At 45.5% G+C, this 23,161-nt stretch carries 21 protein-coding genes; 17 read left to right on the forward strand and 4 right to left on the reverse strand.

The features are described from left to right. Positions 1-144: 144 nt before the first annotated feature. Positions 145-2,256 carry a phenylacetic acid degradation bifunctional protein PaaZ gene (gene paaZ, locus AC4MBN_RS02765; protein ID WP_491880619.1) on the reverse strand — a complete coding sequence of 704 codons (2,112 nt, stop codon included), beginning with the start codon at positions 2,254-2,256 and terminating at the stop codon, positions 145-147. 262 nt (positions 2,257-2,518) lie between these two features. Here paaZ and paaA point away from each other — a divergent pair, with 262 nt between their 5' ends. The 11 genes from paaA to AC4MBN_RS02820 all read left to right on the forward strand — a co-directional run bounded on the left by paaA (position 2,519) and on the right by AC4MBN_RS02820 (position 12,629). Beyond that, positions 2,519-3,463, forward strand: a complete 945-nt coding sequence (gene paaA, locus AC4MBN_RS02770; RefSeq protein WP_419374974.1) for a 1,2-phenylacetyl-CoA epoxidase subunit PaaA — start codon at positions 2,519-2,521, stop codon at positions 3,461-3,463. Positions 3,464-3,491: 28 nt separating this feature from the next. Next, the gene (gene paaB, locus AC4MBN_RS02775; protein WP_004783374.1) at positions 3,492-3,779 is read left to right on the forward strand and encodes a 1,2-phenylacetyl-CoA epoxidase subunit PaaB; all 288 of its coding nucleotides are present in this window, start codon (positions 3,492-3,494) and stop codon (positions 3,777-3,779) included. A 16-nt stretch (positions 3,780-3,795) separates the two neighbouring features. Next, positions 3,796-4,551: a 1,2-phenylacetyl-CoA epoxidase subunit PaaC gene (gene paaC, locus AC4MBN_RS02780; RefSeq protein WP_419374975.1), complete on the forward strand. Its 756-nt coding sequence runs from the start codon at positions 3,796-3,798 to the stop codon at positions 4,549-4,551. A gap of 28 nt (positions 4,552-4,579) precedes the next feature. Beyond that, positions 4,580-5,080, forward strand: a complete 501-nt coding sequence (gene paaD / locus AC4MBN_RS02785; protein WP_419365658.1) for a 1,2-phenylacetyl-CoA epoxidase subunit PaaD — start codon at positions 4,580-4,582, stop codon at positions 5,078-5,080. A 65-nt stretch (positions 5,081-5,145) separates the two neighbouring features. Continuing rightward, entirely contained in the window at positions 5,146-6,204 is a 1,059-nt protein-coding gene (paaE, locus tag AC4MBN_RS02790) for a 1,2-phenylacetyl-CoA epoxidase subunit PaaE (RefSeq protein WP_419374976.1), read from the forward strand. 64 nt (positions 6,205-6,268) lie between these two features. After that, positions 6,269-7,060: a 2-(1,2-epoxy-1,2-dihydrophenyl)acetyl-CoA isomerase PaaG gene (gene paaG / locus AC4MBN_RS02795; RefSeq protein WP_004783368.1), complete on the forward strand. Its 792-nt coding sequence runs from the start codon at positions 6,269-6,271 to the stop codon at positions 7,058-7,060. A 442-nt stretch (positions 7,061-7,502) separates the two neighbouring features. Continuing rightward, positions 7,503-8,714 (forward strand): 3-oxoadipyl-CoA thiolase, encoded by a 1,212-nt coding sequence (gene pcaF, locus AC4MBN_RS02800; protein ID WP_491880620.1) that lies wholly within the window; start codon positions 7,503-7,505, stop codon positions 8,712-8,714. A 58-nt stretch (positions 8,715-8,772) separates the two neighbouring features. Beyond that, complete coding sequence (gene paaK, locus AC4MBN_RS02805) at positions 8,773-10,065, forward strand: phenylacetate--CoA ligase PaaK (RefSeq protein WP_491880621.1); 1,293 nt, start codon at positions 8,773-8,775, stop codon at positions 10,063-10,065. A 60-nt stretch (positions 10,066-10,125) separates the two neighbouring features. Beyond that, positions 10,126-11,067 carry a phenylacetic acid degradation operon negative regulatory protein PaaX gene (paaX, locus tag AC4MBN_RS02810; RefSeq protein ID WP_159123525.1) on the forward strand — a complete coding sequence of 314 codons (942 nt, stop codon included), beginning with the start codon at positions 10,126-10,128 and terminating at the stop codon, positions 11,065-11,067. Positions 11,068-11,108: 41 nt separating this feature from the next. Beyond that, entirely contained in the window at positions 11,109-11,708 is a 600-nt protein-coding gene (locus AC4MBN_RS02815) for a gamma carbonic anhydrase family protein (RefSeq protein ID WP_180047935.1), read from the forward strand. Positions 11,709-11,849: 141 nt separating this feature from the next. Next, entirely contained in the window at positions 11,850-12,629 is a 780-nt protein-coding gene (locus AC4MBN_RS02820; RefSeq protein WP_491880622.1) for a class I SAM-dependent methyltransferase, read from the forward strand. A gap of 55 nt (positions 12,630-12,684) precedes the next feature. Here the strand turns inward: AC4MBN_RS02820 and AC4MBN_RS02825 are convergent, their stop codons facing one another. Continuing rightward, positions 12,685-13,494 carry a cytochrome C assembly family protein gene (locus tag AC4MBN_RS02825; RefSeq protein ID WP_004783358.1) on the reverse strand — a complete coding sequence of 270 codons (810 nt, stop codon included), beginning with the start codon at positions 13,492-13,494 and terminating at the stop codon, positions 12,685-12,687. A 138-nt stretch (positions 13,495-13,632) separates the two neighbouring features. Between AC4MBN_RS02825 and ffh the strand changes: the two genes are divergently transcribed. From ffh to AC4MBN_RS02840, 3 genes are all read left to right on the forward strand, one after another. After that, positions 13,633-15,039 (forward strand): signal recognition particle protein, encoded by a 1,407-nt coding sequence (gene ffh / locus AC4MBN_RS02830; RefSeq protein ID WP_419365651.1) that lies wholly within the window; start codon positions 13,633-13,635, stop codon positions 15,037-15,039. Between the two features lie 159 nt (positions 15,040-15,198). Further along, positions 15,199-15,774 (forward strand): RBBP9/YdeN family alpha/beta hydrolase, encoded by a 576-nt coding sequence (locus AC4MBN_RS02835; protein ID WP_491880623.1) that lies wholly within the window; start codon positions 15,199-15,201, stop codon positions 15,772-15,774. A gap of 133 nt (positions 15,775-15,907) precedes the next feature. Further along, positions 15,908-16,513: an RBBP9/YdeN family alpha/beta hydrolase gene (locus AC4MBN_RS02840; RefSeq protein ID WP_491880624.1), complete on the forward strand. Its 606-nt coding sequence runs from the start codon at positions 15,908-15,910 to the stop codon at positions 16,511-16,513. On the opposite strand, the gene AC4MBN_RS02845 is transcribed toward AC4MBN_RS02840, so the two are convergent. Continuing rightward, positions 16,467-17,207, reverse strand: a complete 741-nt coding sequence (locus tag AC4MBN_RS02845; protein ID WP_491880625.1) for a type III pantothenate kinase — start codon at positions 17,205-17,207, stop codon at positions 16,467-16,469. The two genes, AC4MBN_RS02840 and AC4MBN_RS02845, sit on opposite strands and share 47 nt — an antisense overlap. A gap of 14 nt (positions 17,208-17,221) precedes the next feature. Further along, positions 17,222-17,977: a biotin--[acetyl-CoA-carboxylase] ligase gene (locus AC4MBN_RS02850; protein ID WP_419365647.1), complete on the reverse strand. Its 756-nt coding sequence runs from the start codon at positions 17,975-17,977 to the stop codon at positions 17,222-17,224. A gap of 27 nt (positions 17,978-18,004) precedes the next feature. Between AC4MBN_RS02850 and AC4MBN_RS02855 the strand changes: the two genes are divergently transcribed. The 3 genes from AC4MBN_RS02855 to smc all read left to right on the forward strand — a co-directional run bounded on the left by AC4MBN_RS02855 (position 18,005) and on the right by smc (position 23,161). Beyond that, positions 18,005-18,808: a sulfite exporter TauE/SafE family protein gene (locus AC4MBN_RS02855; protein WP_004783347.1), complete on the forward strand. Its 804-nt coding sequence runs from the start codon at positions 18,005-18,007 to the stop codon at positions 18,806-18,808. 193 nt (positions 18,809-19,001) lie between these two features. Beyond that, on the forward strand, positions 19,002-19,697 hold the full coding sequence (locus tag AC4MBN_RS02860) for a GntR family transcriptional regulator (protein ID WP_005234246.1): 696 nt from the start codon (positions 19,002-19,004) through the stop codon (positions 19,695-19,697). Between the two features lie 11 nt (positions 19,698-19,708). After that, positions 19,709-23,161: a chromosome segregation protein SMC gene (smc, locus tag AC4MBN_RS02865; protein WP_419365676.1), complete on the forward strand. Its 3,453-nt coding sequence runs from the start codon at positions 19,709-19,711 to the stop codon at positions 23,159-23,161.

Below are 23,161 nucleotides of genomic sequence, written 5' to 3' on the forward strand. Positions count from 1 at the left end.
TTTAAATGTATCAATTAATCTAATCTAGGAGTAATTTGCACAGCCGTCAATATGTCTGGATTAAAAAGATACAATTATTTTTAAAAGAATAAAAAAGGGAATCAAATAGATTCCCTTCTTACTTTAAGTGTCTGAAAATATTTGTTAAGCAGCTTTTTCTACTAGCGTCAGGATGTCATAGGTCGCGACCAGTTCATTGCGCTGGTTTTTCACCTTGATGTCCCAAACCACGACACCATGCGGTTTTTGCTCATCACGCAGTGGCTTTGGTGTTTTCTGCTTGCAGGTCAGTTCTACCTGAATAGTATCACCAATTTTCACCGGTTCTACGAAGCGCAGGTTATCCATACCGTAGTTGGCAATAACCGGACCTGGAGCAGCATCAACAAACAGGCCAGCAGCGGCAGAAACAATGAAGTAGCCATGTGCGACGCGTTCACCGAACAGGGATTCTGCAGCCGCAATCTTGTCCATATGGGCATAGAAGTAATCACCACTTAAACCACCAAAGTTGACAATATCAGCTTCAGTAATGGTACGGCGTGCAGTCAGCAGGCGCTCACCGATACGCAATTCATCAAAAGATTTCTTGAATGGGTGTACGCGGTCTTCAAATACCTCAGCACCTGCGGTCCAGCTATGACCGACCTGAGTCAGCGCATTTGGTGAGCCTTGAATAGCAGTACGCTGCATATAGTGTTTCACTGCACGCAGGCCACCGAGTTCCTCACCACCGCCAGCACGCCCCGGACCACCATGCACTAACAATGGCAGTGGTGAACCATGACCGGTACTTTCCTTGGCGCTTTCACGGTCCAGAATATGCACACGACCATGCCAAGGCGCGATCTTGCTGAGTAGCTGTTCAATATTTTCATCATGGTTACGCACAATTGAAGCAACCAGACTGCCTTCACCACGAGCTACTAATGTTGCCAGTTGTGGCAGGTCACTATACGGCATCAGTGTAACCACTGGGCCAAAGGCTTCGATATTGTGAATCTGCTGGGCCTGAACTGGATCTTTACATAACAGCACTGTTGGCGGATAGAAAGCAGATTTTTCTGGGTGTGCGACCTGGATGCTAAAATCCTGGCGTAGGTGGCTACCCATGATGATTTCAGCTTCCTGTGCCAGTTGTTCTACCTTAGCAGCAACATCATGCTTCTGTTTGACGCTGGCCAGAGCTCCCATGGTCACACCATCCTGTGCGGGATCACCGATGACCACTTTCTGCAGTTTTTCAGTCAGGCGTTGCTGTACGGTATCGAGTAATTCTGCTGGCACAAAGGCACGACGAATTGCAGTACATTTTTGTCCGGCCTTGGTCGTCATTTCACGGAAGACTTCACGCACAAACAGGTCAATGGTTTCATCATTGGCTTGCTGGGTCAGGATGGCGCTGTTCACCGAGTCGGCTTCCATGCTGAATGGAATAGAGTGGGCATTTAGGTGTGGATGAGCACGCAGTTTCTGACCGGTAGCAGCCGAACCTGTGAAGGTTACCGTATCCTGTGCATTCAGGTGATCAAACAGGTCATAAGTCTGTCCGCAGATCAGCTGCAAAGTACCTTCTGGCAGTAAATTACTGGCTAAAATATCTTTAACGACTGCATGTGTCAGTTCTGCGCCTTCTGTTGCCGGCTTCACAATACACGGCACACCGGCTAGTAAAGTCGGTGCAATTTTTTCCAACATGCCCCAGATTGGGAAGTTAAATGCATTGATATGCACTGCTACACCGGCTTTCGGGCTCAGAATATGTTTGGCACCAAAGCTGCCCTGTTTGGACAGTGGAATCCAGGCATCTTCTACCAGCGCCGTTTCATCGCTAAGTTCACGGCGAACCAGACTTGAATAGGCAAACAGGGTGCCGATCCCACCTTCAATATCAATCCAGGCATCTTTGCGGGTACAGCCAGTTGCGGCTGCTAGGCGGTAATAATCTTCCTTACGTTCCAGTAAATATTGCGCCACCTGTTTCAGAGCATTAGCACGCTGGTGGAAAGTCCAGTGGGCAATGACAGCACCTTTCTGTTTGGCATATTGCACTACGTTATGCATGTCGATGCCGTGGCTGCTGACCTGATAAATTGCTTCACCGCTAATGGCGTGATAGACCGTACGCAAGTCATTTTGTGCGCTATGTTCACCACCTAAAACTAGTGAACTCAATACTTTAACTTTAGCTGAGTAATGCGCCTGTGTGTTGTCCTGAAGATCCGTGCTCTGGGTCGTGCTGTCCAGTTCCAACATTGTATAACTCCATTTATGATACGTTGTTGAGTTTGTTTTTACTTTTGATGTTTCATAAATTGCAATCAAAAAGCTTAAATGTCAATCATAATCCGCTAACAAAAAAGTAACTTTCATCTAATTAAAAAATTAAAAATAATAAAAACAATAACTTAATAAAAAATACTTTTAAAAAATATATGATACTTAAAAAATAGTATTGATTTTATATTTGTATCGTTTTAATTTGAGTGTATCAGCACTTGGGATAAGTGAGACAAATATGAATAAGCAACAACAAACATTCGATCAGAAGATAGAGCAGGATATTTCTATTGAAGCGAAGGACTGGATGCCGGATGCCTATAGAAAGACCCTGATCCGCCAGATTGGCCAGCATGGACATTCAGAAGTCATTGGTATGCTGCCAGAAGGTAACTGGATTACCCGCGCACCAACTTTAAAACGTAAAGCGGTATTGCTGGCTAAAGTACAAGATGAAGCAGGACATGGCCTATACCTGTACAGTGCAGCAGAAACGCTTGGTGCAGACCGTGATGACATGATGGAAAAGCTGATTGCTGGCCGCATGAAATACTCATCCATTTTTAACTATCCAACCCTAACCTGGGCAGATGTAGCGGCGATTGGCTGGCTGGTAGATGGGGCGGCAATCGTCAACCAGGTGGCGTTGTGTCGTACATCCTATGGTCCTTATGCACGTGCCATGGTGCGTATCTGTAAAGAAGAAAGTTTCCATCAGCGTCAAGGTTTTGAAGCCATGATGCAACTGGCACAAGGTACACCAGAACAGAAACAGATGGCACAAGATGCAGTGAACCGTTTCTGGTGGCCGGCACTGATGATGTTTGGTCCAAGTGATGACAATTCTCCAAACAGTGCACAAAGCATGCAGTGGAAAATCAAATTATTCAGTAATGATGCATTGCGTCAGAAATTCGTCGACAACACCGTACCGCAAGTATTGCAGCTTGGCCTGACTGTGCCGGACCCAGATCTGAAGTTTAATGAAGAAACAGGCCACTATGAATTTGGCGAAGTGAACTGGGATGAGTTCTTTGACGTGCTGGCAGGTAAAGGCCCATGCAACCACGAGCGTATTGAAGCACGTCGTAAGGCTTGGGAAGACGGCAAATGGGTACGTGAATCAGCAGCAGTTTATGCCAGCAAGCAACAGCAGCAGTCAGACAATAGAAAAATCGCTTAAGGCAACGGAATAGCACAAGGATATGCAAATGAACAAGAATAACTGGTCTTTATACGAAGTATTTATTCGCAGCAAACAGGGTCTGAGCCACCGCCATGTCGGCAGCCTGCGCGCCCCTGATGATGAAATTGCCCTGCAAAATGCCCGTGATGTCTATACCCGCCGCAATGAAGGTGTAAGTATCTGGGTTGTGAAATCTGAACTGATTACCTCATCTCAACCAGATGAAAAATCAGAGTTTTTTGATCCCTCATTGAACAAGGTCTACCGTCATCCGACTTTCTATCACATTCCAGATGGCATCGAGCACATGTAAGGTAGAGGAAAGAATAATGACAAATCAGGTATTGGCACAATTTTTACTGCATGTTGGCGACAGCCAGCTCATCCTTTCACACCGTCTGGCAGAGTGGTGCGGTCATGCACCGGAGCTAGAGCTGGATATTGCATTGGCAAATATCGGTTTGGACCTGTTAGGTCAGGCACGTACCGCATTGAGCCTAGCCGGTGAAATTGAAGGGCAAGGTCGTGATGAAGATAAACTGGCCTATTTCCGTACCGAGCGTGAATACCGTAACTTACTGCTATGCGAACAGCCAAATAATGACTTCGGTCAAACTATCGTACGTCAGTGGTTGATGGATCATTACCATGCTTTGCTGTTTGCAGCACTGAGCAATAGCAGGAATGAAGAGATTTCCTCATTCGCCATCAAATCACTGAAAGAAGTGAAATACCATTTGCGTTTTTCAACCTCATGGATGGAACGCCTGAGCTTAGGTACAGCAGAAGCTCATGAAAAAATCCAGAATGGTCTGAATCAGCTATGGCGTTTTACCGAAGAGTTGTTCAGCCTGAGTGCAGATGAACGTCAGCTGGTTGATGCTCACCTGATTCCGGATCTGGAACTGCTGAAACCGAAATGGTTGGAAACCATATCTGCTGAGTTGCAACGTTTTGAACTGAGCTTGCCAGAAAGTGGTGCTTACCGTAGTGGCGCCAAGCAGGGACTACATACCGAACATCTGGGTTATGTACTGGCGGAACTGCAATATATGCAGCGCAGCTATCCAGGCATGAACTGGTAAATCCAGCACATCACAGGGAGTGAGTGGCATGAACTTGATTAGACATGTAGAAGATCAATGCTGGGAGGTCCTGGCCCAGGTTTCCGATCCGGAAATCCCGGTCTTGTCAGTCCTCGACCTGGGCATGATTCGCGGGGTCGAGATCAACCCGCAGGATGAAATCATCGTCCGATTGACCCCTACCTATAGTGGCTGTCCGGCAACTGATCTGCTCAAGGCCGAGATCACCCAGGCATTTGAAGCGCACGAGCTGACGCCAGTCAAAGTGGTGGTCGATCTGTCAGAAGCCTGGACCACTGACTGGATGAGTGAGCAAGGCAAACAGAAGCTGCAGCAATATGGTATTGCTCCACCTAAAGGTGAATCGAATAGCTGCGGCACTCATGTTGCACTCAGTGATGGTATCCAGTGTCCACATTGCCATAGCCATCACACCCGACTACTCAGTGAATTCAGTTCAACCGCTTGCAAGGCGCTGTACAAATGTCAGGAATGCCTGGAGCCGTTTGACTATTTTAAATGTATTTAAGGGCTTAAGCGCACAAGCCATAACAATAAAGCGTGAGATCGCCACAGCTTAAGAAGGATTTTGAAATGAGCCAGTTTATTCCGTTAACCATTAAATCTATTCAGCCTCAGACTGAACAGGCAATTTGCATTGCTTTTGAACTGAGTCCAGAACATGCCGAGAGCTTTCAGTATCAGCCGGGCCAACACCTAACAATCCGTCATCTAACAGAACAGGAAGAATTGCGCCGTTGCTATTCGATCTGTAGCGATAGTGATGAAGACATGAGTATTGCGATCAAGAAAATTAATCAGGGTCAGTTCTCGACCTGGGCTAATCAAAACCTGAAAGTGGGTGATGTACTGGAAGTAATGCCACCACAAGGTGTGTTTTTCCAGAAAGCGGCCAAGGTTGGTGGTAAACACTATCTGGGTTTTGCTGCAGGTAGTGGCATTACGCCAATTCTGTCTATTGTCAAATCAGTTTTGAACCGTCAGCAAGATGCCACTTTTACTCTAGTTTATGGCAACCGTTCCTGGAAACAGACCATGTTCTCTGAACAGATCATGGACCTGAAAGACCGTTTTAAGGAACGCCTACAACTGATCAATATTTTCTCGCGTGAACTGAATGACAGCGAGATTTTCAATGGTCGTATTGATGCAGAAAAACTACAGCAGCTATTCCAGGCGGGCCTGATTCCAGCAGAAACTGATCACTGCTTCGCCTGCGGTCCTGAAGAAATGATGAATGCGGTAGAAACCGTATTGCCAACCGTCGGGATTGAACGTAACAAGATTCACACCGAACGCTTCAATACCGGTACTGCACCTAAAGCCTCTGCACAGCAGATCGAAAGCCGTACTGAGGAAAAGGTTAACATCGTTCTGGATGGTCGTGAGCTGATCATTGAGGTGTCCAAACAGGATGACAGCATTCTGGATGCGGCTTTACGCGCTGGTGCGGATCTGCCGTATGCCTGCAAGGGCGGGGTATGTGCAACCTGTAAATGCAAGGTGTTACAGGGTGAAGTGGAAATGGCAATCAACTATAGCCTGGAAGAAGAAGAAATCCAGAAAGGTTATGTGCTGAGCTGTCAGGCGCGTCCAACCACTCAAAATGTTCGTCTCAGTTTCGATGAGTAAAGATTTTAAATTAAGCACCATGCAGATAAATGCATGAACGCAATAGAAACTTAAAAGGTGTGTAATGGATTACCAAACAATTATTGTCGAAGAAAAAAATGCAGTGGGCTACCTGACTTTTAACCGTCCCAAACAGCTCAACAGTTTTAATGAAACCATGCATCAGGAAGTATCTTCTGTCGTAAAACGCTGGGCGCAAGATTCAGCAATTCGCGCTGTAGTGATTTCTGCAGAAGGTCGTGGTTTCTGTGCCGGTCAGGACCTGAACGATCGTGTGGTTGATCCAAATGCTGATGCGCCAGATTTAGGTCTATCCATTGAAAAATACTACAACCCGCTGATTAAACTGATTACTGAAATGCCAAAACCGGTGATCTGTGCCGTAAATGGTGTAGCAGCGGGTGCAGGTGCCAATATTGCTCTGGCTTGTGACATCGTGGTAGCAGCGAAATCTGCTTCATTTATTCAGGCCTTCTGCCGTCTCGGTCTGGTGCCAGATTCAGGGGGTACCTGGTTCCTGCCGCGTCTGGTTGGCCGTGCCCAAGCGATGGGTCTGGCGATGCTGGGTGACAAAATCTCGGCTGAACGTGCACTGCAACTCGGCATGATCTGGCAGGTAGTTGAAGATGACCAGTTAAAAGCAGAAGCTGAAAAAATGGCTGAACATCTGGCGACTCAGCCGACTTATGGTCTATCCCTGATCAAGAAAGCGATTCATGCCGCCGCAGACAATAATCTGGATGAGCAACTGATTCTGGAGCGGGATCTGCAACGTCTGGCAGGCCGTTCCAGTGATTATCGTGAGGGCGTTCAGGCCTTTATGCAAAAACGAACACCACAATATAAGGGCTGCTAAATCTGCCGGAGATGGATTTGACTCGGCTCAAAGTTGTGACGATCTTTCCTTACAGTTATCGTTTAGCAACTTGGTCGAGTTGAATTATTCCTGACAGGTATGAATATGATACCTATTTGGTCTGATGGTTAGCTAGGTCCTATGTTATATGTAGTATTACCCTGATAGTAAATGAGATATTAAAAAATAGATTTATGCACTATTTTTATAATCAAGTTATTGATTTTTAACTTGTATTTTATTTTATTTATTCAGAAAAATGATTTGGATGAGTAAATGGAATTTAATATGACAGAAATTTACAAATCTTAAAAAATATGTATCGTATTCTTGGTGAAGAGTGATACAACCTGGTATATATTGAACTAAGCAGACAGCGCTAGGACAGGCGCAACAAGTATCGCCAACAGACAAACGTGTGGCGGGCTAAGGAACAAGAACGATGGAACATGTTTATATTTTTGACGGTATTCGTACCCCAATTGGTCGTTACGCAGGTGGTTTGAGCAGTATTCGTGCCGATGATCTAGCCGCTTTACCGATCCAGTATTTAAAACAGCAGCATCCTAATCTGCCGTGGGCAGACGTAGATGAGGTAATTTTAGGCTGTGCCAATCAGGCCGGTGAAGATAATCGTAATGTCGCGCGTATGGCAGCACTTTTAGCGGGCCTGCCGGAAAGCGTACCCGCGATTACTGTAAATCGTCTCTGTGCTTCCGGTCTGGATGCAGTCGGCCTGGCAGCACGTGCAATTAAATCGGGTGAAGCGCAATTTGTAGTGGCCGGTGGTGTAGAGTCTATGAGCCGTGCGCCCTTTGTGCAATCCAAGCCCACCACAGCATTTAGCCGTACTCCTGAAATTTATGACACCACCATTGGCTGGCGTTTTATCAATCCAAAATTCAAGGTAGGTTTTGGCGTAGATAGTATGCCGGAAACGGCAGAAAACGTAGCTGAAAAATATCAGATTAATCGTGAAGATCAGGATCTGTTTGCTTATCGCAGTCAGCAAAAAACTGAACAGGCACAGCAGAATGGTATTTTTCAGGCAGAAATCCTGCCAGTAGAAATCAAAGGTGCTAAAGGTTCTACTCAGGTGATTGCTGAAGATGAGCATCCACGTGCCGATACTACTTTAGAAAAGTTATCTTCTTTAAAAGCACCATTTCGCAAGGAAGGTGGTTCGGTAACTGCGGGTAATGCGTCTGGTGTCAATGACGGTGCAGCTTGTGTGCTACTGGGTAATAAATATTTCGCAGAACAATATGGGCTGAAACCGCTAGCACGGGTGGTAGGAATCGCCAGTGCAGGAGTAGAACCACGTTATATGGGTATCGGTCCAGTGCCCGCAGTGCAGAAAGTATTAAAACAGACAAACTTAAGTCTAGAACAGATGGATGTGATCGAACTAAATGAAGCCTTTGCCGCACAGGCGCTTGCAGTGCTACGTGAGCTGGGCCTTCAGGATGATGATCCACGAGTCAATCCAAACGGTGGTGCTATTGCCCTTGGCCATCCACTCGGAATGAGCGGTACGCGACTAGTGATTACCGCCATGAAAGAATTACAACGTAAGCAAGGAAAATATGCCCTTTGTACCATGTGTGTCGGTGTTGGACAGGGTGTCGCACTGATTCTGGAAAATGTGGCTTAAGGACTGAATCAAAAGAGAAATCATCAGCAGTCAGGATGACTGCAGCAGGAGCAAGAATATGAATAACAATGCAATGGAACAAATTGAAACCGCTTCAGTAGATGAATTACGTGGCCTGCAATTGGAACGTATGAAAAAAACACTACAGCATGCTTATCAGAACAGTACGGTTTACAAGAAAAAGTTTGATGAAGCCGGTGTCCATCCGGATGATCTGAAATCACTGGACGATCTGGCAAAATTCCCGTTTACCACCAAGCAGGATCTGCGCGAAAACTATCCATTTGGCATGTTTGCTGTGCCTCAGGAGCAGATTGTCCGTGTACATGCTTCTTCAGGTACTACAGGTCAGCCGACTGTAGTTGGTTATACCCAGAATGACATTAATACCTGGTCAGATGTGGTGGCACGCTCGTTACGTGCAGCCGGACTCAGCAGTAAAGATACGATTCAGGTATCTTATGGTTACGGCCTGTTTACTGGCGGGCTGGGTGCACATTATGGGGTAGAACGTCTGGGTGCCACCGTAATCCCAATGTCAGGTGGTCAAACTGATAAGCAAGCCCAGCTGATTCATGATTTCAAGCCAACGGCTTTAATGGTCACTCCATCTTATTGTCTGAATATTATTGAGTGTCTGGAGAAAAAATTCGGAACTGCTAAGGATTGTTCAATCAAGACTGGCATCTTTGGTGCAGAGCCATGGACCAATGAAATGCGCCGTGAAATTGAAGAACGTCTAGGCATTGATGCGCTGGATATTTACGGCCTGTCCGAAGTCATGGGACCGGGTGTGGCGATGGAATGTCTGGAATCCAAAGATGGTCCAACGATTTGGGAAGATCACTTCTATCCTGAAATTATCCATCCGGAAACCGGCGAAGTATTACCAGATGGTGAGTTGGGTGAACTGGTATTTACCACCATCACCAAAGAAGGTATGCCGGTGATTCGTTATCGTACCCGTGATCTGACACGCTTATTGCCAGGTACTGCACGTAGCATGCGTCGTATGGACAAGATTGTCGGTCGCAGTGATGACATGATGATTATTCGTGGCGTGAATGTGTTTCCATCACAAATTGAAGAGCAAATCCTGCATATTCCGCAGCTTATTCCAAATTATCAGATTCAGATTTGTAAACAGGGTCACCTGGATACATTGCATATTCGTACCGAAATGCGTAAAGATAATGCTATAAATATGACACACCAATTGGCAAATCAGCTGAAAGTACAAATCAAGACCATGGTCGGGATTAGTGTCAGTGTGGAAGTTTTACCGGAAGGTAGCTTGCCACGTTCTGAAGGTAAGGCTCAGCGGGTGTTTGATATCCGAAAGTCCGCTTAAATACGTCTGGATGACAGGCTCAGGTCTGTCATCCGGCTTTGACAAGGTAAATTGAACGTAATGAATCCGAAATTAAAACAAGTAATTGATGATTTCATTCAGAATGAGACCCTCAGTGGAACCTCATTGGTAATGACGATTTTTGGTGACAGCATTTATCACCGTGGGGGAGTCATTAGTCTTGCCAGCCTGATTCAGCTGATGGATGTATTTGGCTTCAATGAGCGTTCTGTGCGTACCGCCGTATTCCGTCTGGTACAAAATGGCTGGCTGAGTTCAGAAAAGATTGGCCGCACCAGTTATTACCGTATTACCGAAAGCAGCCGTCAGCGTTTTATTACCGCAGACCAGAAAATTTATAGCTTCCAGCATAATGAATGGGATCAGAAATGGGATCTGGTTCTGCTCAGTTCAGTTGAACTGGAAAATAAACAGACACTGAAAAAAGAACTGGAATGGTTAGGCTTTGCCAATATCGCGACCAATGTCATGGCCTATCCGGGGTGTGATCAGCAGAAACTGCAAAACTTGTTACTGAATAACAAGATGACTGATCAGGTGGTAGTATTCCGTGCAGAAACCTTGCAGCTTTGGCAGGAATCTTATCCAACCATTAAACGGATGGTTGAAACCAATTGGCCAATCCCGGAACTGCATCAGCGTTATGAAAAATTTATTAGTGATTTCCGCGAGTTTTTCTATCTGGTGGAAAATGAAGAGGAACTGGATCCAGTACAAGCCTTTCAGATTCGTATCCTGCTGATCCATCAATATCGCCGTATTTTACTGAAAGACCCGAATCTGCCATTTGAACTGTTGCCAACAGACTGGTTGTCACTGATTGCGCGCAACCTGAGTACCAATCTATATCAGGCAGTATTTGCAGCAGGAGATGAGTTTTTCCTGGAGACTGCCCGGACAGCGGAAGGCCTTATGCCACCTGCACATCCACAATTTTATAAACGTTTTGGTGGCTTAAAGCAGCCGGAATTGACCTTTTAATATTAAAAAAATCATGAATGTAATAGCTCAAGGAGGAGTCTATGCCATGTTATGCGATTGATGGGGTTATTCCTGTCGTCAGCCCTGAAGCTTATGTCCATCCTACGGCTGTGCTGATCGGTGATGTGATCATTGAAGCCGGAGTTTATATTGGTCCGTTCGCTTCGTTGCGTGCCGATTTTGGCCGGATTCATATCCAGAAAAATGCCAATGTACAGGATTCCTGTACCATTCATGGATTTCCGGACAGTGTGACCTTGGTTGAAGAATATGGCCATGTTGGTCATGGTGCCATTTTGCATGGCTGCGTGGTACGAAAAAATGCCCTGATCGGTATGAACAGTGTAATTCTGGATGAGGCCGAAATCGGGGAGAATGTCATTGTTGGGGCCAACAGTACAGTTAAGGCTAAATTCAAAGTGCCAGCAAATAATCTGGTACTTGGCAGTCCGGCAAAAGTCATCCGTCCTTTAGAAGAAAAAGAAATTGCCTGGAAAAGCCATGGCACCGAGCAATATATCCAGCTCACTACACGTTGCCTGAATACCATGCAGGAAGTAAAAGCTTTAACCGAAAATTCCGCAGAGCGACGTAGTTATCAGAACTTTAAAGCGGATTATCAAATCAAGCAAAATAGTTAAACTAGCTGATTTTTAAAAATTTTAGATAATTAAAATACGCTAATTTTTTAGTTTTAAAAATTATTGGAAATGAAACCAAATTCCTATTGTCGCCTTTCCGGATCGAGTTAAGCTGTTAGAAAACAGGTCAGGAAAGTGCAGATGGAAAGGCGGGAATTTAAAGACCATTTCTCCCAGCAGTCCCAAGATTATGCCTTGTTTCGCCCGCATTATCCGGACACTTTGGGGAAGATACTGGCAGAGCTAGCACCGAGTACGAAAGTAGCTTTAGATGTTGGCTGTGGCTCAGGACAGTTTTCAGAGGTTTTGGCGCATTATTTTGATCAGGTGATTGCTATTGATGCGAGTAAAGAACAAATCGCACAGGCCAAACCTCATCCGAAAATTCAATACCTTCATGCCCTAGCTGAAAATATACCCTTAGCTGATCAAAGCACTGACCTGATTTCAGTCGCACAAGCTGCCCACTGGCTGGATCTGGACAAATTCTATGCGGAAGTTCACCGTATTGCAAAACCCAATGCCATTCTGGCTCTTATTAGTTATGGGGTATTCAGCATTGATGAAGAACATCTGAATCATTATTTCAGACATTTTTATGAAGTGACTATTGCGCCCTATTGGGCAGCAGAACGCCGCCATGTCGATGAAGGATACAAAAATCTGCCATTTCCATTTCAGGAAATTTCTGTACAGCCGCCGGTATTACAAGTCGAGTGGAACTTTTACCAACTGATAGGCTATATGAGTACCTGGTCAGCCGTAAAAGCAGCCACCACGGCACTCGGACATAATCCGCTGAATGTACTGGCAGATGCCTTATTGCCAGAATGGGAAGACCCAGAATTGCCCCGGGTGGTGAGCTGGCCCCTATCTGTACGGGTAGGGAAAGTGAATCCAGATAAAGAAAAGGATAATTAAATAAAAAGCCCAGTCTTAGCTGAGCTTTTGTAATATCGATCGAGGATCAATCACTTTATTTGTTTAATAGCATTTCCAGCACAAACTTGGAACCGATAAAACCAAGCGCCAGCAGGCCAAACCCAAGCAAGGTAAAACGAACTGCTTTCTGGCCACGCCAGCCAAATTTCCAGTGTCCAATCAGTAATGCACCATAAACCAGCCAGGACACAATACTAAAGGCAGTCTTATGGGCCAGATGCTGGGCAAAGAAATTATCGATGGTAAAGAAGCCGAAACCCAATGCCAGTGTCAGTAAAATGAAACCGGTCATCAGCATATCGAACAATAAAGATTCCATATCTTGATAGGATGGCAACAGATTCACCCAAACCCGACGTTTCTGTTTCTTCTTCAGTTCACGGTCCTGAAACCGCAAAATCACGGCCTGAATCGTCGCCATCAATAACACAGCGTAAGCAGATAGGGACAAGATAATATGAATATCCAGACCCAGGGAATTCTGTGCAATGACTTTCGCTGGCTGGGTGAAACTGAAACCGAGAATTAGGCCGGTTGCAGCGACGGGAATACCAATCAGGTTTAAAGCAATAATCGGCCGATAGGTACTGTAAATGATACTTAGCAGCAGCATTAGCCCTGACGTAAAGGAAAGTAAGGCAAATACATCATAATTCATCCCCATCGGGGTATACATGTCACCTGATAAAACCAAAGCATGCAGTACCAGTCCAACTAAAGCTGTTAAGCCGACAAACCATTGATTTGGAGTACGTTTAGTCATTAAATGAATGAACAGATACCAAAAAGAGGAGGTATAAGCGATTAATGCTAAGATCGTGTAAACCAAGGGTAGGCTAAGCATGTCAAACCTTTTTAAGGGTGATGAATATTCATTTATATAAATTCAGTGCGAACTACAGTATCCTATAGCATTCTATGCATAAATTTTCTATTTTAAGAAACAATTTTTTGCTACTGGCTATTTTAAGCGGATTTTGCAATGTTTGATACCTTAACAGAACGACTCACGCAGAGTTTAAGAAATGTTACTGGCTCAGGGCAGCTAACCGAAGACAATATTAAAGATACGTTACGTGAAGTACGTATGGCACTTCTTGAAGCCGACGTTGCGTTACCTGTAACTCGTGAATTTATCGCGAAAGTTAAGGAAGAAGCATTAGGCCAGGAAGTGATGACTCAGTTATCACCAGGGCAAGCTTTCGTCAAAATCGTCTATGACGAATTGACCAAAATGATGGGCGAGGCCAATGAGAGCCTCGACCTTGCAGCAAAACCACCGGTGGTGGTACTGCTTGCCGGTTTGCAGGGTGCGGGTAAAACCACGACTGCAGCCAAACTTGCACGCTTCCTGCAAGAACGTCAAAAGAAAAAAGTAGCCATGGTGTCTGCCGACATTTATCGTCCGGCTGCGATCAAGCAGCTACAGACGGTGGCTGGCGAAGTTGGCGCGATTTTCCTTGAATCGAGTGCTACTGAAAAGCCAATCAGCATCGTCAATCGTGCAATTGAACAGGCAAAAATCCAGTTTGCCGATGTGTTGATTGTCGATACTGCAGGTCGTCTGCATATCGATGACAATATGATGGAAGAGATTAAAGAGCTGCATGCAGCGATTAATCCGACTGAAACCCTGTTTGTAGTCGATGCCATGACCGGTCAGGATGCGGCAAATACAGCCAAAGCATTTAACGATGCGCTTCCTTTGACGGGTGTGATCCTGACTAAAACTGATGGTGATGCGCGTGGTGGTGCAGCACTGTCTGTTCGTGCGATTACTGGCAAGCCAATCAAGTTCCTCGGTATGGGCGAAAAACTGGATGCCCTTGAGCCATTCCATCCGGAACGTGTGGCACAGCGTATTCTGGGCATGGGTGACGTGCTTTCTTTGGTCGAAGAAGTTGAACGCAAAATCGACAAAGAAAAAGCCGAGAAAATGGCGAAGAAATTGCAGAAAGGCGGTAGCTTCAACTTTGAAGATATGCTGATGCAATTCGAGCAGATGAACAAGATGGGCGGCATGATGGGCTTCCTGGACAAACTTCCAGGCATGAGCAATTCTGGTATTCAAGATGCGATTGCGCAGGCGAATCCTGAAAAGCAAGTGAAGAAAATGGAAGCGATTATCCAGTCGATGACCATTAAGGAACGTCGTAATCCTGACCTGATGAATCCAAGCCGTAAAAAGCGTATTGCAGCAGGTTGTGGTATGGAAGTGTCAGAAGTCAACAAGCTGATCAAGCAGCATGCGCAAATGGCGAAGATGATGAAGAAATTTGCCAATCCGTCGGGTATGGCAAAAATGATGAAATCACTGAGCGGTCTGCAAAAACAGTTTGGTGGTGGCGGTGGTATGGGTCCACTGTTCGGCGGTAACGACAAAAAATAAATGTTTTAAATAAAAAAGGCGCATATAGCGCCTTTTTTATTGTCTGTATTTTCTTTTATATCTGGTTTAAACAAAACAACATTTGCTTACCCAAATTTCCAGAAAAATCAGGCAGACTCGAAAACATTCGAAATAAAATAATACAGAAGGATGTATCTAATGACTCAAGTGATTGTGGTGCATGGCTATACCGCAAGTCCTGAAGAAAACTGGTTTCCATGGATTCAGGAAAAAGCCCAACAGGAACATGTCAGCTTGAAAGTACTCAGACTTGACCCGTCAACTACGCCAAAATTAGAAGTCTGGGAACAGCAAATGCGTGAACAGATTGAGGGGATTGACGAAAATAGCATTTTTATTGCGCATAGTCTGGGTTGTCTGGCTGCATTACATTATTTAAGTCGCGAATTAAAAAATCAGAGAATCAAACAACTGGTATTAGTGGCCGGTTTCAATGGCAGACTGGGACGTCTGGAAGAAGTTAATCCGTTCATTGATGCGGCTGAAGTAGATTTTGATTTACTGAAACGTCAGATTGATGAACGTGTAGTGATTTATTCGGAAGGTGATGATCGGGTTCAGCCTGACTTTAGCTTGGCGCAGGCGGAAAGTCTGGATGCAATCGTAGTCTGTGCCGAGCACCAAGGGCATTTTATTAATTCGCAGGGCTGTACTGAACTGCCGGAAGTCTGGCGAGTGATTCAGCCTTATCTGATCCAATCTTCCACTGAATAGGGAGGATGATGAACAGATTGGTTCAATGATGACAGGATGAAATTAAATAGGGAATATTGAATTTCATCCGCTAATAATTAAAAACTTAACTTTTGTCGGAGCATTTTGCTCTAAATATAATAAGTACAATGCTATGAAAAATATAACGAAGAAAGTCTATATCGTGCCTGATTATCAGGCGACCTCAAATGACCACTGGTATCCATGGTTGAGCCGGAAGATCAAAGACACCGGGTTCGAGGCCAAACGGATCATGCTGACCAATCCTTTTCAACCTGATCTGGAAGAATGGCAGCACAACCTGAAACTGCAGATTCCGCATCTGGATGAGCATAGTTTCATTGTTGCGCACGGCTTGGGTGGCTTAAGTGCTCTAAAGTTTCTTGAAGAACATTATAGCCGTACGCAATTGAAAATTGGCGGACTCATGTTAGTCGCAGCTTTTGATACACCACTGGTGGCCTGGTCGGAACTGAACAAAATGGTGCAGGCAGTAAAGTTAGATATGAACAATCTATCACATGCTGCCAAACGCTTTGTAATGCTGCTTTCCAGCAATGATCCTTATGTTCCTGCACCGATTTCGTTGCGTTTGGGCCATAGCCTGAATGCACAGATTTTTGAAATCAAAAATGCAGGGCATTTTCACAAGCTAGATGGCTATGCAGATTTTTCAAAGTTGCTCGAACTACTTAAACTGTGTCTGGCAAATGATCTGCAAAATGCTGCAGGCCTTTAAGCAATAAATCTGGCTCAATCACGGGCTGAAACCGTTCGAGATGCTGTGCAAACAGCGCAGCATCTCCACCAGTCAGGATCAACTGTGCCGGAAAATCTTGCAGTACTTTTTCAATGGTGCTGAGCAGACCGAATAAAATGCCATGATGCACGGCATCAATGGTATTGCGTCCAGGACTGAGTTCCTCGAAAGCCGCATCCGGGATTTTAATGCCTTTGGTGTTCTGGATCAGGGAATCGCGCTGTAAATACAGATTCGGCAGGATATAACCGCCGAGATGTTTTTGACCTTGGGCTAGATCAATGGTCAGGGCAGTCCCACAGCTGATGACACAGTAATTTTGGTCGGCTGACTTGGCAACGGCCAGCACTTGCAACCAGCGGTCAATCCCAAGCTGGGAAGGATCATCATAGCCACAGATCAGACCGGCATAGCGTGCCTGTACCGTGGCAAAAACTATAGGAATGTTCAGGCAGGTCAGAATCGATTGAATACGGACATTATTTGCTTTGTCCAGCACTGAAGAAATTCCGACCTGATGCAGGCCCAAACTCTTAAAGTGCTGAATCAAGCCAAGAAGTAAGTCGGCAGGGGATTGCAAATGCATTTCCGCAGCATGTTCAATGATCTGGTTCTGCTCCGTAATCCAGTACTTGAGTCGTGTATTGCCGATATCCAACCATAGTTTTTTCATTGAATGATGCCTGTTCAGCCGCCGTTTTTGAGACGGAGTTGCCCCTGATAAAATGTCTGCGTACCTGCATCCGTTTCGATAATGACCGCACCATCGTCCTGAATGCCGAGGAAAGTTCCGGAATATTGGCCTTGAATATCGGTAAATTCAACTGTTTGCTGGAAAAATGCAGCATATTGGTTAAACCGTGCCGGCAGATTCTGACTGCCATAATTAAACCATTCACCCGCTTGTTGAATAGCCAGATACAACTCGGCAATCAGATCTACACGTGAAGCATGCTGTAGTCCCAATTCAGTCAGAGAAGTTACCTGCTGGTCTGGAATGCTTTCCGTGAGTGGGCTGACATTGATCCCGACACCGACTACGACCTGTTGAGTCGAAATCGGTTCAATCAGAATGCCGCCCCATTTCCCTTGCAGGCTGTACAGGTCATTGGGCCATTTTACCTGCAAGTCCAGGCCTTTTAGACTTGGCATTTGCAGGATATTTAATGCAATTTCCAGCGCCAGACGACCATCGATTGCTTTTTGTGTATGCAGCAATGTGCTTAAATAGATGTTCCCCTCAGGAGAAATCCACTGACGTTGACGCTGTCCACGTCCCTGGGTTTGCACGCGGCTACACACCAGTACCTGTTGTACCCCTTTGGTTGCCAGTTCCCGGACATCGTCATTGGTCGATGTGGTAATGGGCTTGATCAGCAACACTTCAGGAAGCTGGCCTGCTTGACTTAAACGTTGCTGCAGTTCGCGAGTTTCTACATCCATTTGAATCTAAACGTGGTAAATGTCGTTATGGAGTTAATCATATATTTATTAATTGGTGCAATTGCAGGATTTGCCGCAGGCCTGTTTGGCGTGGGTGGTGGCCTGATTATCGTGCCAATCCTGTACATTGTTTTTACCCAGCTCCAGTACGATCCAAGCGTGATTATGCATATGGCAGTCGGAACTTCTCTAGCTACGATTATTGTGACCTCAATCAGTTCGGTGATGGCACATCATCAAAGAGGAGCAGTGTTATGGGATGTAGTGCGTAATCTGGCACCTGGCCTGGTCATTGGCTCATTCTTAGGAGCTGGAATTGCAGATTATTTATCGGGTCAGGGCCTGCAATTGCTGATTGGCTTCTTTGCAGTCTGGATTGCATTCAGAATGTTTAGAGGTGCACATTATCAGGTTGATCCGAACCAGAAATTGCCTTCAGCCGCATTACAGCTGGCAGCGGGTGGTGGCATTGGCGTGGCATCGGCCATATTCGGGATTGGTGGCGGTAGTTTGACTGTGCCTTTCCTGAATCGTTGTGGTGTCGTAATCCAGAAAGCAGTAGCCACTTCTGCTGCCTGCGGTTTGCCGATTGCAGTGGCCGGTGCCTTAGGTTTCATCTGGTTTGGTCAGAAAGCTGAAGTCGAAGTGCCAAATACGATTGGTTATATTCATATTTATGCGTTTATTGGTATTAGTGTGATGAGTTTTATCACTGCAAAATTTGGTGCAAAAGTGGCGCATTTATTATCACCAGTTCTATTAAAAAAATGTTTTGCAGCCTTATTGACTACAGTTGGTCTGTATTTTATCTATCAAGGCTTTACTGCCTGAACTACTCATTTTTTATCAGCTAAATTTTTGAGGAGAATAGGTCACTATTCTCCTTTTTCTTTGACTGGGTTGGCTGTATAGACACAAGATTGTCTGACAATGTCAAAGTATTTTCTGCAAAAAAGCCGTTTAATAACTGAAAAGTCATCCAGAATGACTGCACTTGCATCAATAAAAATAAGACAGGAACAGTATGCAACAACAAGAAGCACACAGTTTGTCTGAACAGATTGCCAAGCATATCAGTGAACAGATTATCCGGGGTGAGCTGGTTGAAGGCGAACGCATCCAGGAACTCAGAATTGCATCGGAGCTTGACGTCAGTCGGGGATCAGTCCGAGAAGCCTTGCTCTTGCTTGAACGTACCCAGTTGATTGAAATCTTCCCGCGTCGCGGTGCTATTGTCTCGGAAATGTCGGCCATGCAGGTTCGTGCCCTGTTTGACCTGACCTCTTTATTGCTGGGGCAGATGGTACATCGCATGGCAGAGACCTGGCGCAGTCATGAGGCAGAGCGCATTCAGCTATTATTAGAACAATTGGAAGCCGAAACCCGCCAAGGCCATACCGAAAAGTTTTATGATTTGATCTTTCAGGGAATGGCCCAGCAACAGGAGATGGTCGGTAATCTTTACCTGATGCGTTATTATCAGGAACTATTGCCATCTTTACGCCGTAGCTATTTTCTGACCCTGAATATTTCAAGACGTGAGCTACAGGAATCTTTTGAATTATTTAAACTGGTGACGGAAGCGATTTTAATTCGTAAATCCCATCAGGCGACGTTATTTATGGAAGATTTTTGTCGACACTTGCGCAACCTTGTGTTGGAATCTCTGACACGGATGAAACAAATTGAACTCGCGTGGGCCAGACGCTCACGACGTTAAATCAGGACACTATGCGTTTAAGCAGTTTAAAACTTTCAGGCTTCAAATCTTTTGCTGACAGTACCACCTTACACTTCAAGGATAACCGGACTGCAGTGGTGGGACCCAATGGTTGTGGTAAATCAAATGTGATTGATGCCATACGCTGGGTGATGGGTGAGTCCAGTGCGCGCCAACTACGTGGTGGCAGCATGCAGGATGTGATTTTTACCGGAACAGCCAAGCGCAAACCGGTGGGCATCGCCAGTGTAGAACTGCGCTTTGATAATACCTATGGCAAGCTGGGCGGTGCGTATAATGCCTATAATGAGCTGGCAGTACGCCGTCAGGTTAACCGTGATGGCAAGTCTGAATATTTCCTGAATGGCACCAAATGCCGACGTCGTGATATTACCGATATTTTCTTGGGAACGGGGCTGGGGCCGCGTTCTTATGCGATCATTGAACAGGGCATGATCAACCGTCTGGTGGATGCCAAGCCGGAAGAAATGCGGGTTTTTATTGAAGAAGCTGCCGGTGTTTCCCGTTATCAGGCACGTCGCCGCGAGACCATGCTGCATCTGGATCACACTACGCAGAACCTGTCGCGACTGGAAGATATTGCCTCTGAACTCAAGTCTCAGCTTAAAACCTTAAAACGCCAGTCAGAAACTGCCATTCAATATAAGGAGCTGGAAGGCCAGATCCGTACCATCAAGATTGAAATCCTGTCGTTCCAGTGTGAACAGAGCCAGCGTCTGCAAGAAGAATATACCGTACAGATGAATACGCTGGGCGAGAATTTTAAGCTGGTACGTTCTGAATTGACCACCGTTGAACATGATCTGGGAGCCACCAGTGAACTGTTCCAGCGCCTGATTCAACAGTCCACGCCATTACAAACTGAATGGCAACAGGCTGAGAAAAAGCTCAGCGAACTGGAAATGACTTTGCAGCAAAAGCAGTCCTTATTGCAGCAGAACTCGACCAGTCTGGTGAAGCTCGAAGAACAGAAAGCGCAGACCAAAGAACGTTTACAGCTGATTGAATTACAGTTGGACACCCTGCATCAGCAACTCGAAGATCAGACTGCACAATTGCAGCAGCAGGAAGGTCAAAGTCAGGAACAAAACCAGGATCTGACTGATCTGAAATCCCAGCAAGGCACAATTGCTGCCCAGTTTGCTCAAATTAAAACCCAGGTTGAGCAACAGCAACAACGTAAACAGCAAATGCTGGCGCAAAGTGAACAGCTGGTTAAAAATATTGTCCGGATTGAACAGCAAAAAGAAACCTTGCAACAACAGGCAGCACAAATTCAGCAGCAGGCGCAGCAAGAAGAGCTGGAACAGTATCAGGCTGATAAAGCTGAAACTGAACAGCAAATCAGTGGCTTTGAGACTCAACTCAAAACACTGAAAACTGAGCTTGAGCAGCTACAAGCAGAACAGGCAAGTCAGCAGCAATTGCTGATGCAGCTGAAATCGGAAATTCAGGTGCTGCAATCAGAACGCAAAAACCTGAGCCAGTTATTGACCAAAGCCAATCCAAATGCTAAAGCGGATGCGGTGCAGTTAATGCAGGTGTTGAAGCTGAATCCACAGGCCAAAGCTCATGCCAGCTTGATTGAAAAGTTCCTGGCGAAATGGCTTTCTGCACAAGTATTAGAAGAAACTGAGCATTTTTTAGAGAATAGTGCACGCCAACTCAAAGCTCAGATGTCACAAGATAATATTCAGATCGCTGAACTCCCTTGTTTAGCAGACTGGATTGAAGCGCCTCAATACTCACTCTGGCAACAGGTGGCCGTAGCTGAGAACTTTAAACAAGCACTTGGTTTACAAACTCAGCTGAGAGCAGGCCAGTCGATCTTAAGTCTGGATGGCTATCATGTCGGACCCGACTGGATGATTGCACTGGACTATGATGAAGCCAGTCAGGCGGGACAAGGGGCACTGAGTCATCGTATTCGTCTGGATGAAATTGAGCAGCAACTGACTCAGCTTGAACCGAAATTTGCTGATCTAGAGCAACAGCTTCCTGAACTCACTGCTCAAGTAAAAGCTTTGCAAAGCCAGATTCAAAGCATCAATGAGCAGCAGAAGCAGGCACAAAAGCAGTTGCAACAGCTTGATCTGAACATTGCCAAAGTTCAGAGCGCGACGCAGGCCTTTGCGGTACAGAAACAGCAATTGCAAAACCAGTTACAGCAACTGGATGAGCAGCTGGAAGAAGATGCGATGCAGAAAGACGATCTGGAAATTGATCTGCATGCACTGAATTTGAAACTGGAACAGGCACTGCCGAATTACAAGACCTTGCAATTCCAGCTGGAAGAACTTAATGCCCAGCTGGAAGACTCACAGCAAGTCACTCAACAGGCACAGCAGGAATTAGAATTACTACGCAGGCAAACGGTACAAAGTCAGCAACAGGCTGAACTGCTGGAAAAAGATCAGCTGTTTTTAAAAGAGCAATATCAACAGATTATTGCGCAAATAGAACAGGCCAAAAAGTTTGTCGATCCGGTACAACTGGAATTACCTGCTTTACAGAGCCAGTTTAATGAACAGGCACTGATCACGGAAAAACTGCAAAAAACCTGGGCAGACTGGCAGATCGAGCTGAATCAGATCCAGAGCAAGCAGCAGCACCTGACTGAGCAGCGCCATACTTTCCAGCAGCAGGATGAACAACTGCGTACTGAACTTGAAGCCAAACGTCTGGCTTGGCAGGCAGCCAAATCTGATTTACAGCATTATTCAGAACAGCTGAAAGAATTGAATAGTGAAGTAATTTCAGGGCTGAATATTGATGTAAAAGCACATCAGACCAAACTGGAAAAAGCACAAGCTCAATTCGATAAACTGGGTGCAGTGAATCTGGCAGCTTCTGAAGAGTATGAAGAAGTTTCGAAACGCTATGACGAACTCAACCATCAGATTCAGGACCTGGAAAATACCGTTGAACAGCTGCAGGCAGCAATGAAAAGTATTGATCAGGAAACCCGTAAGCTGTTTATGAATACCTTCGATCAGGTCAATGCCGAGCTGCAAAACCTGTTCCCGAAAGTATTTGAGGGCGGTGAAGCGAGTTTAAGTCTTGAAGATGGATGGCAATCGGGTGTAAAACTGATGGCTCGCCCACCGGGCAAGCGCAACAGCTCACTGGCATTGCTTTCTGGTGGTGAAAAGGCTTTAACCGCATTAGCACTGGTCTTTGCAATTTTCCGCCTAAATCCGGCGCCATTCTGTGTATTGGACGAAGTGGATGCGCCGCTGGATGATGCCAATGTGGGACGTTTTTGTAATTTAGTCAAAGAGCTTTCTGAACAAGTGCAATTTATTTATATTACCCATAACAAACTTGCAATGATGATGGCGACTGATCTTTTAGGTGTAACCATGCCTGAACCGGGAACCTCAAAATTAGTGACAGTAAATTTGGAACAGGCAAAAGAATACGGCTTAGCTGCGGAGGTATAA

It is taken from the genome of Acinetobacter sp. CAU_H_60, assembly GCF_058599385.1.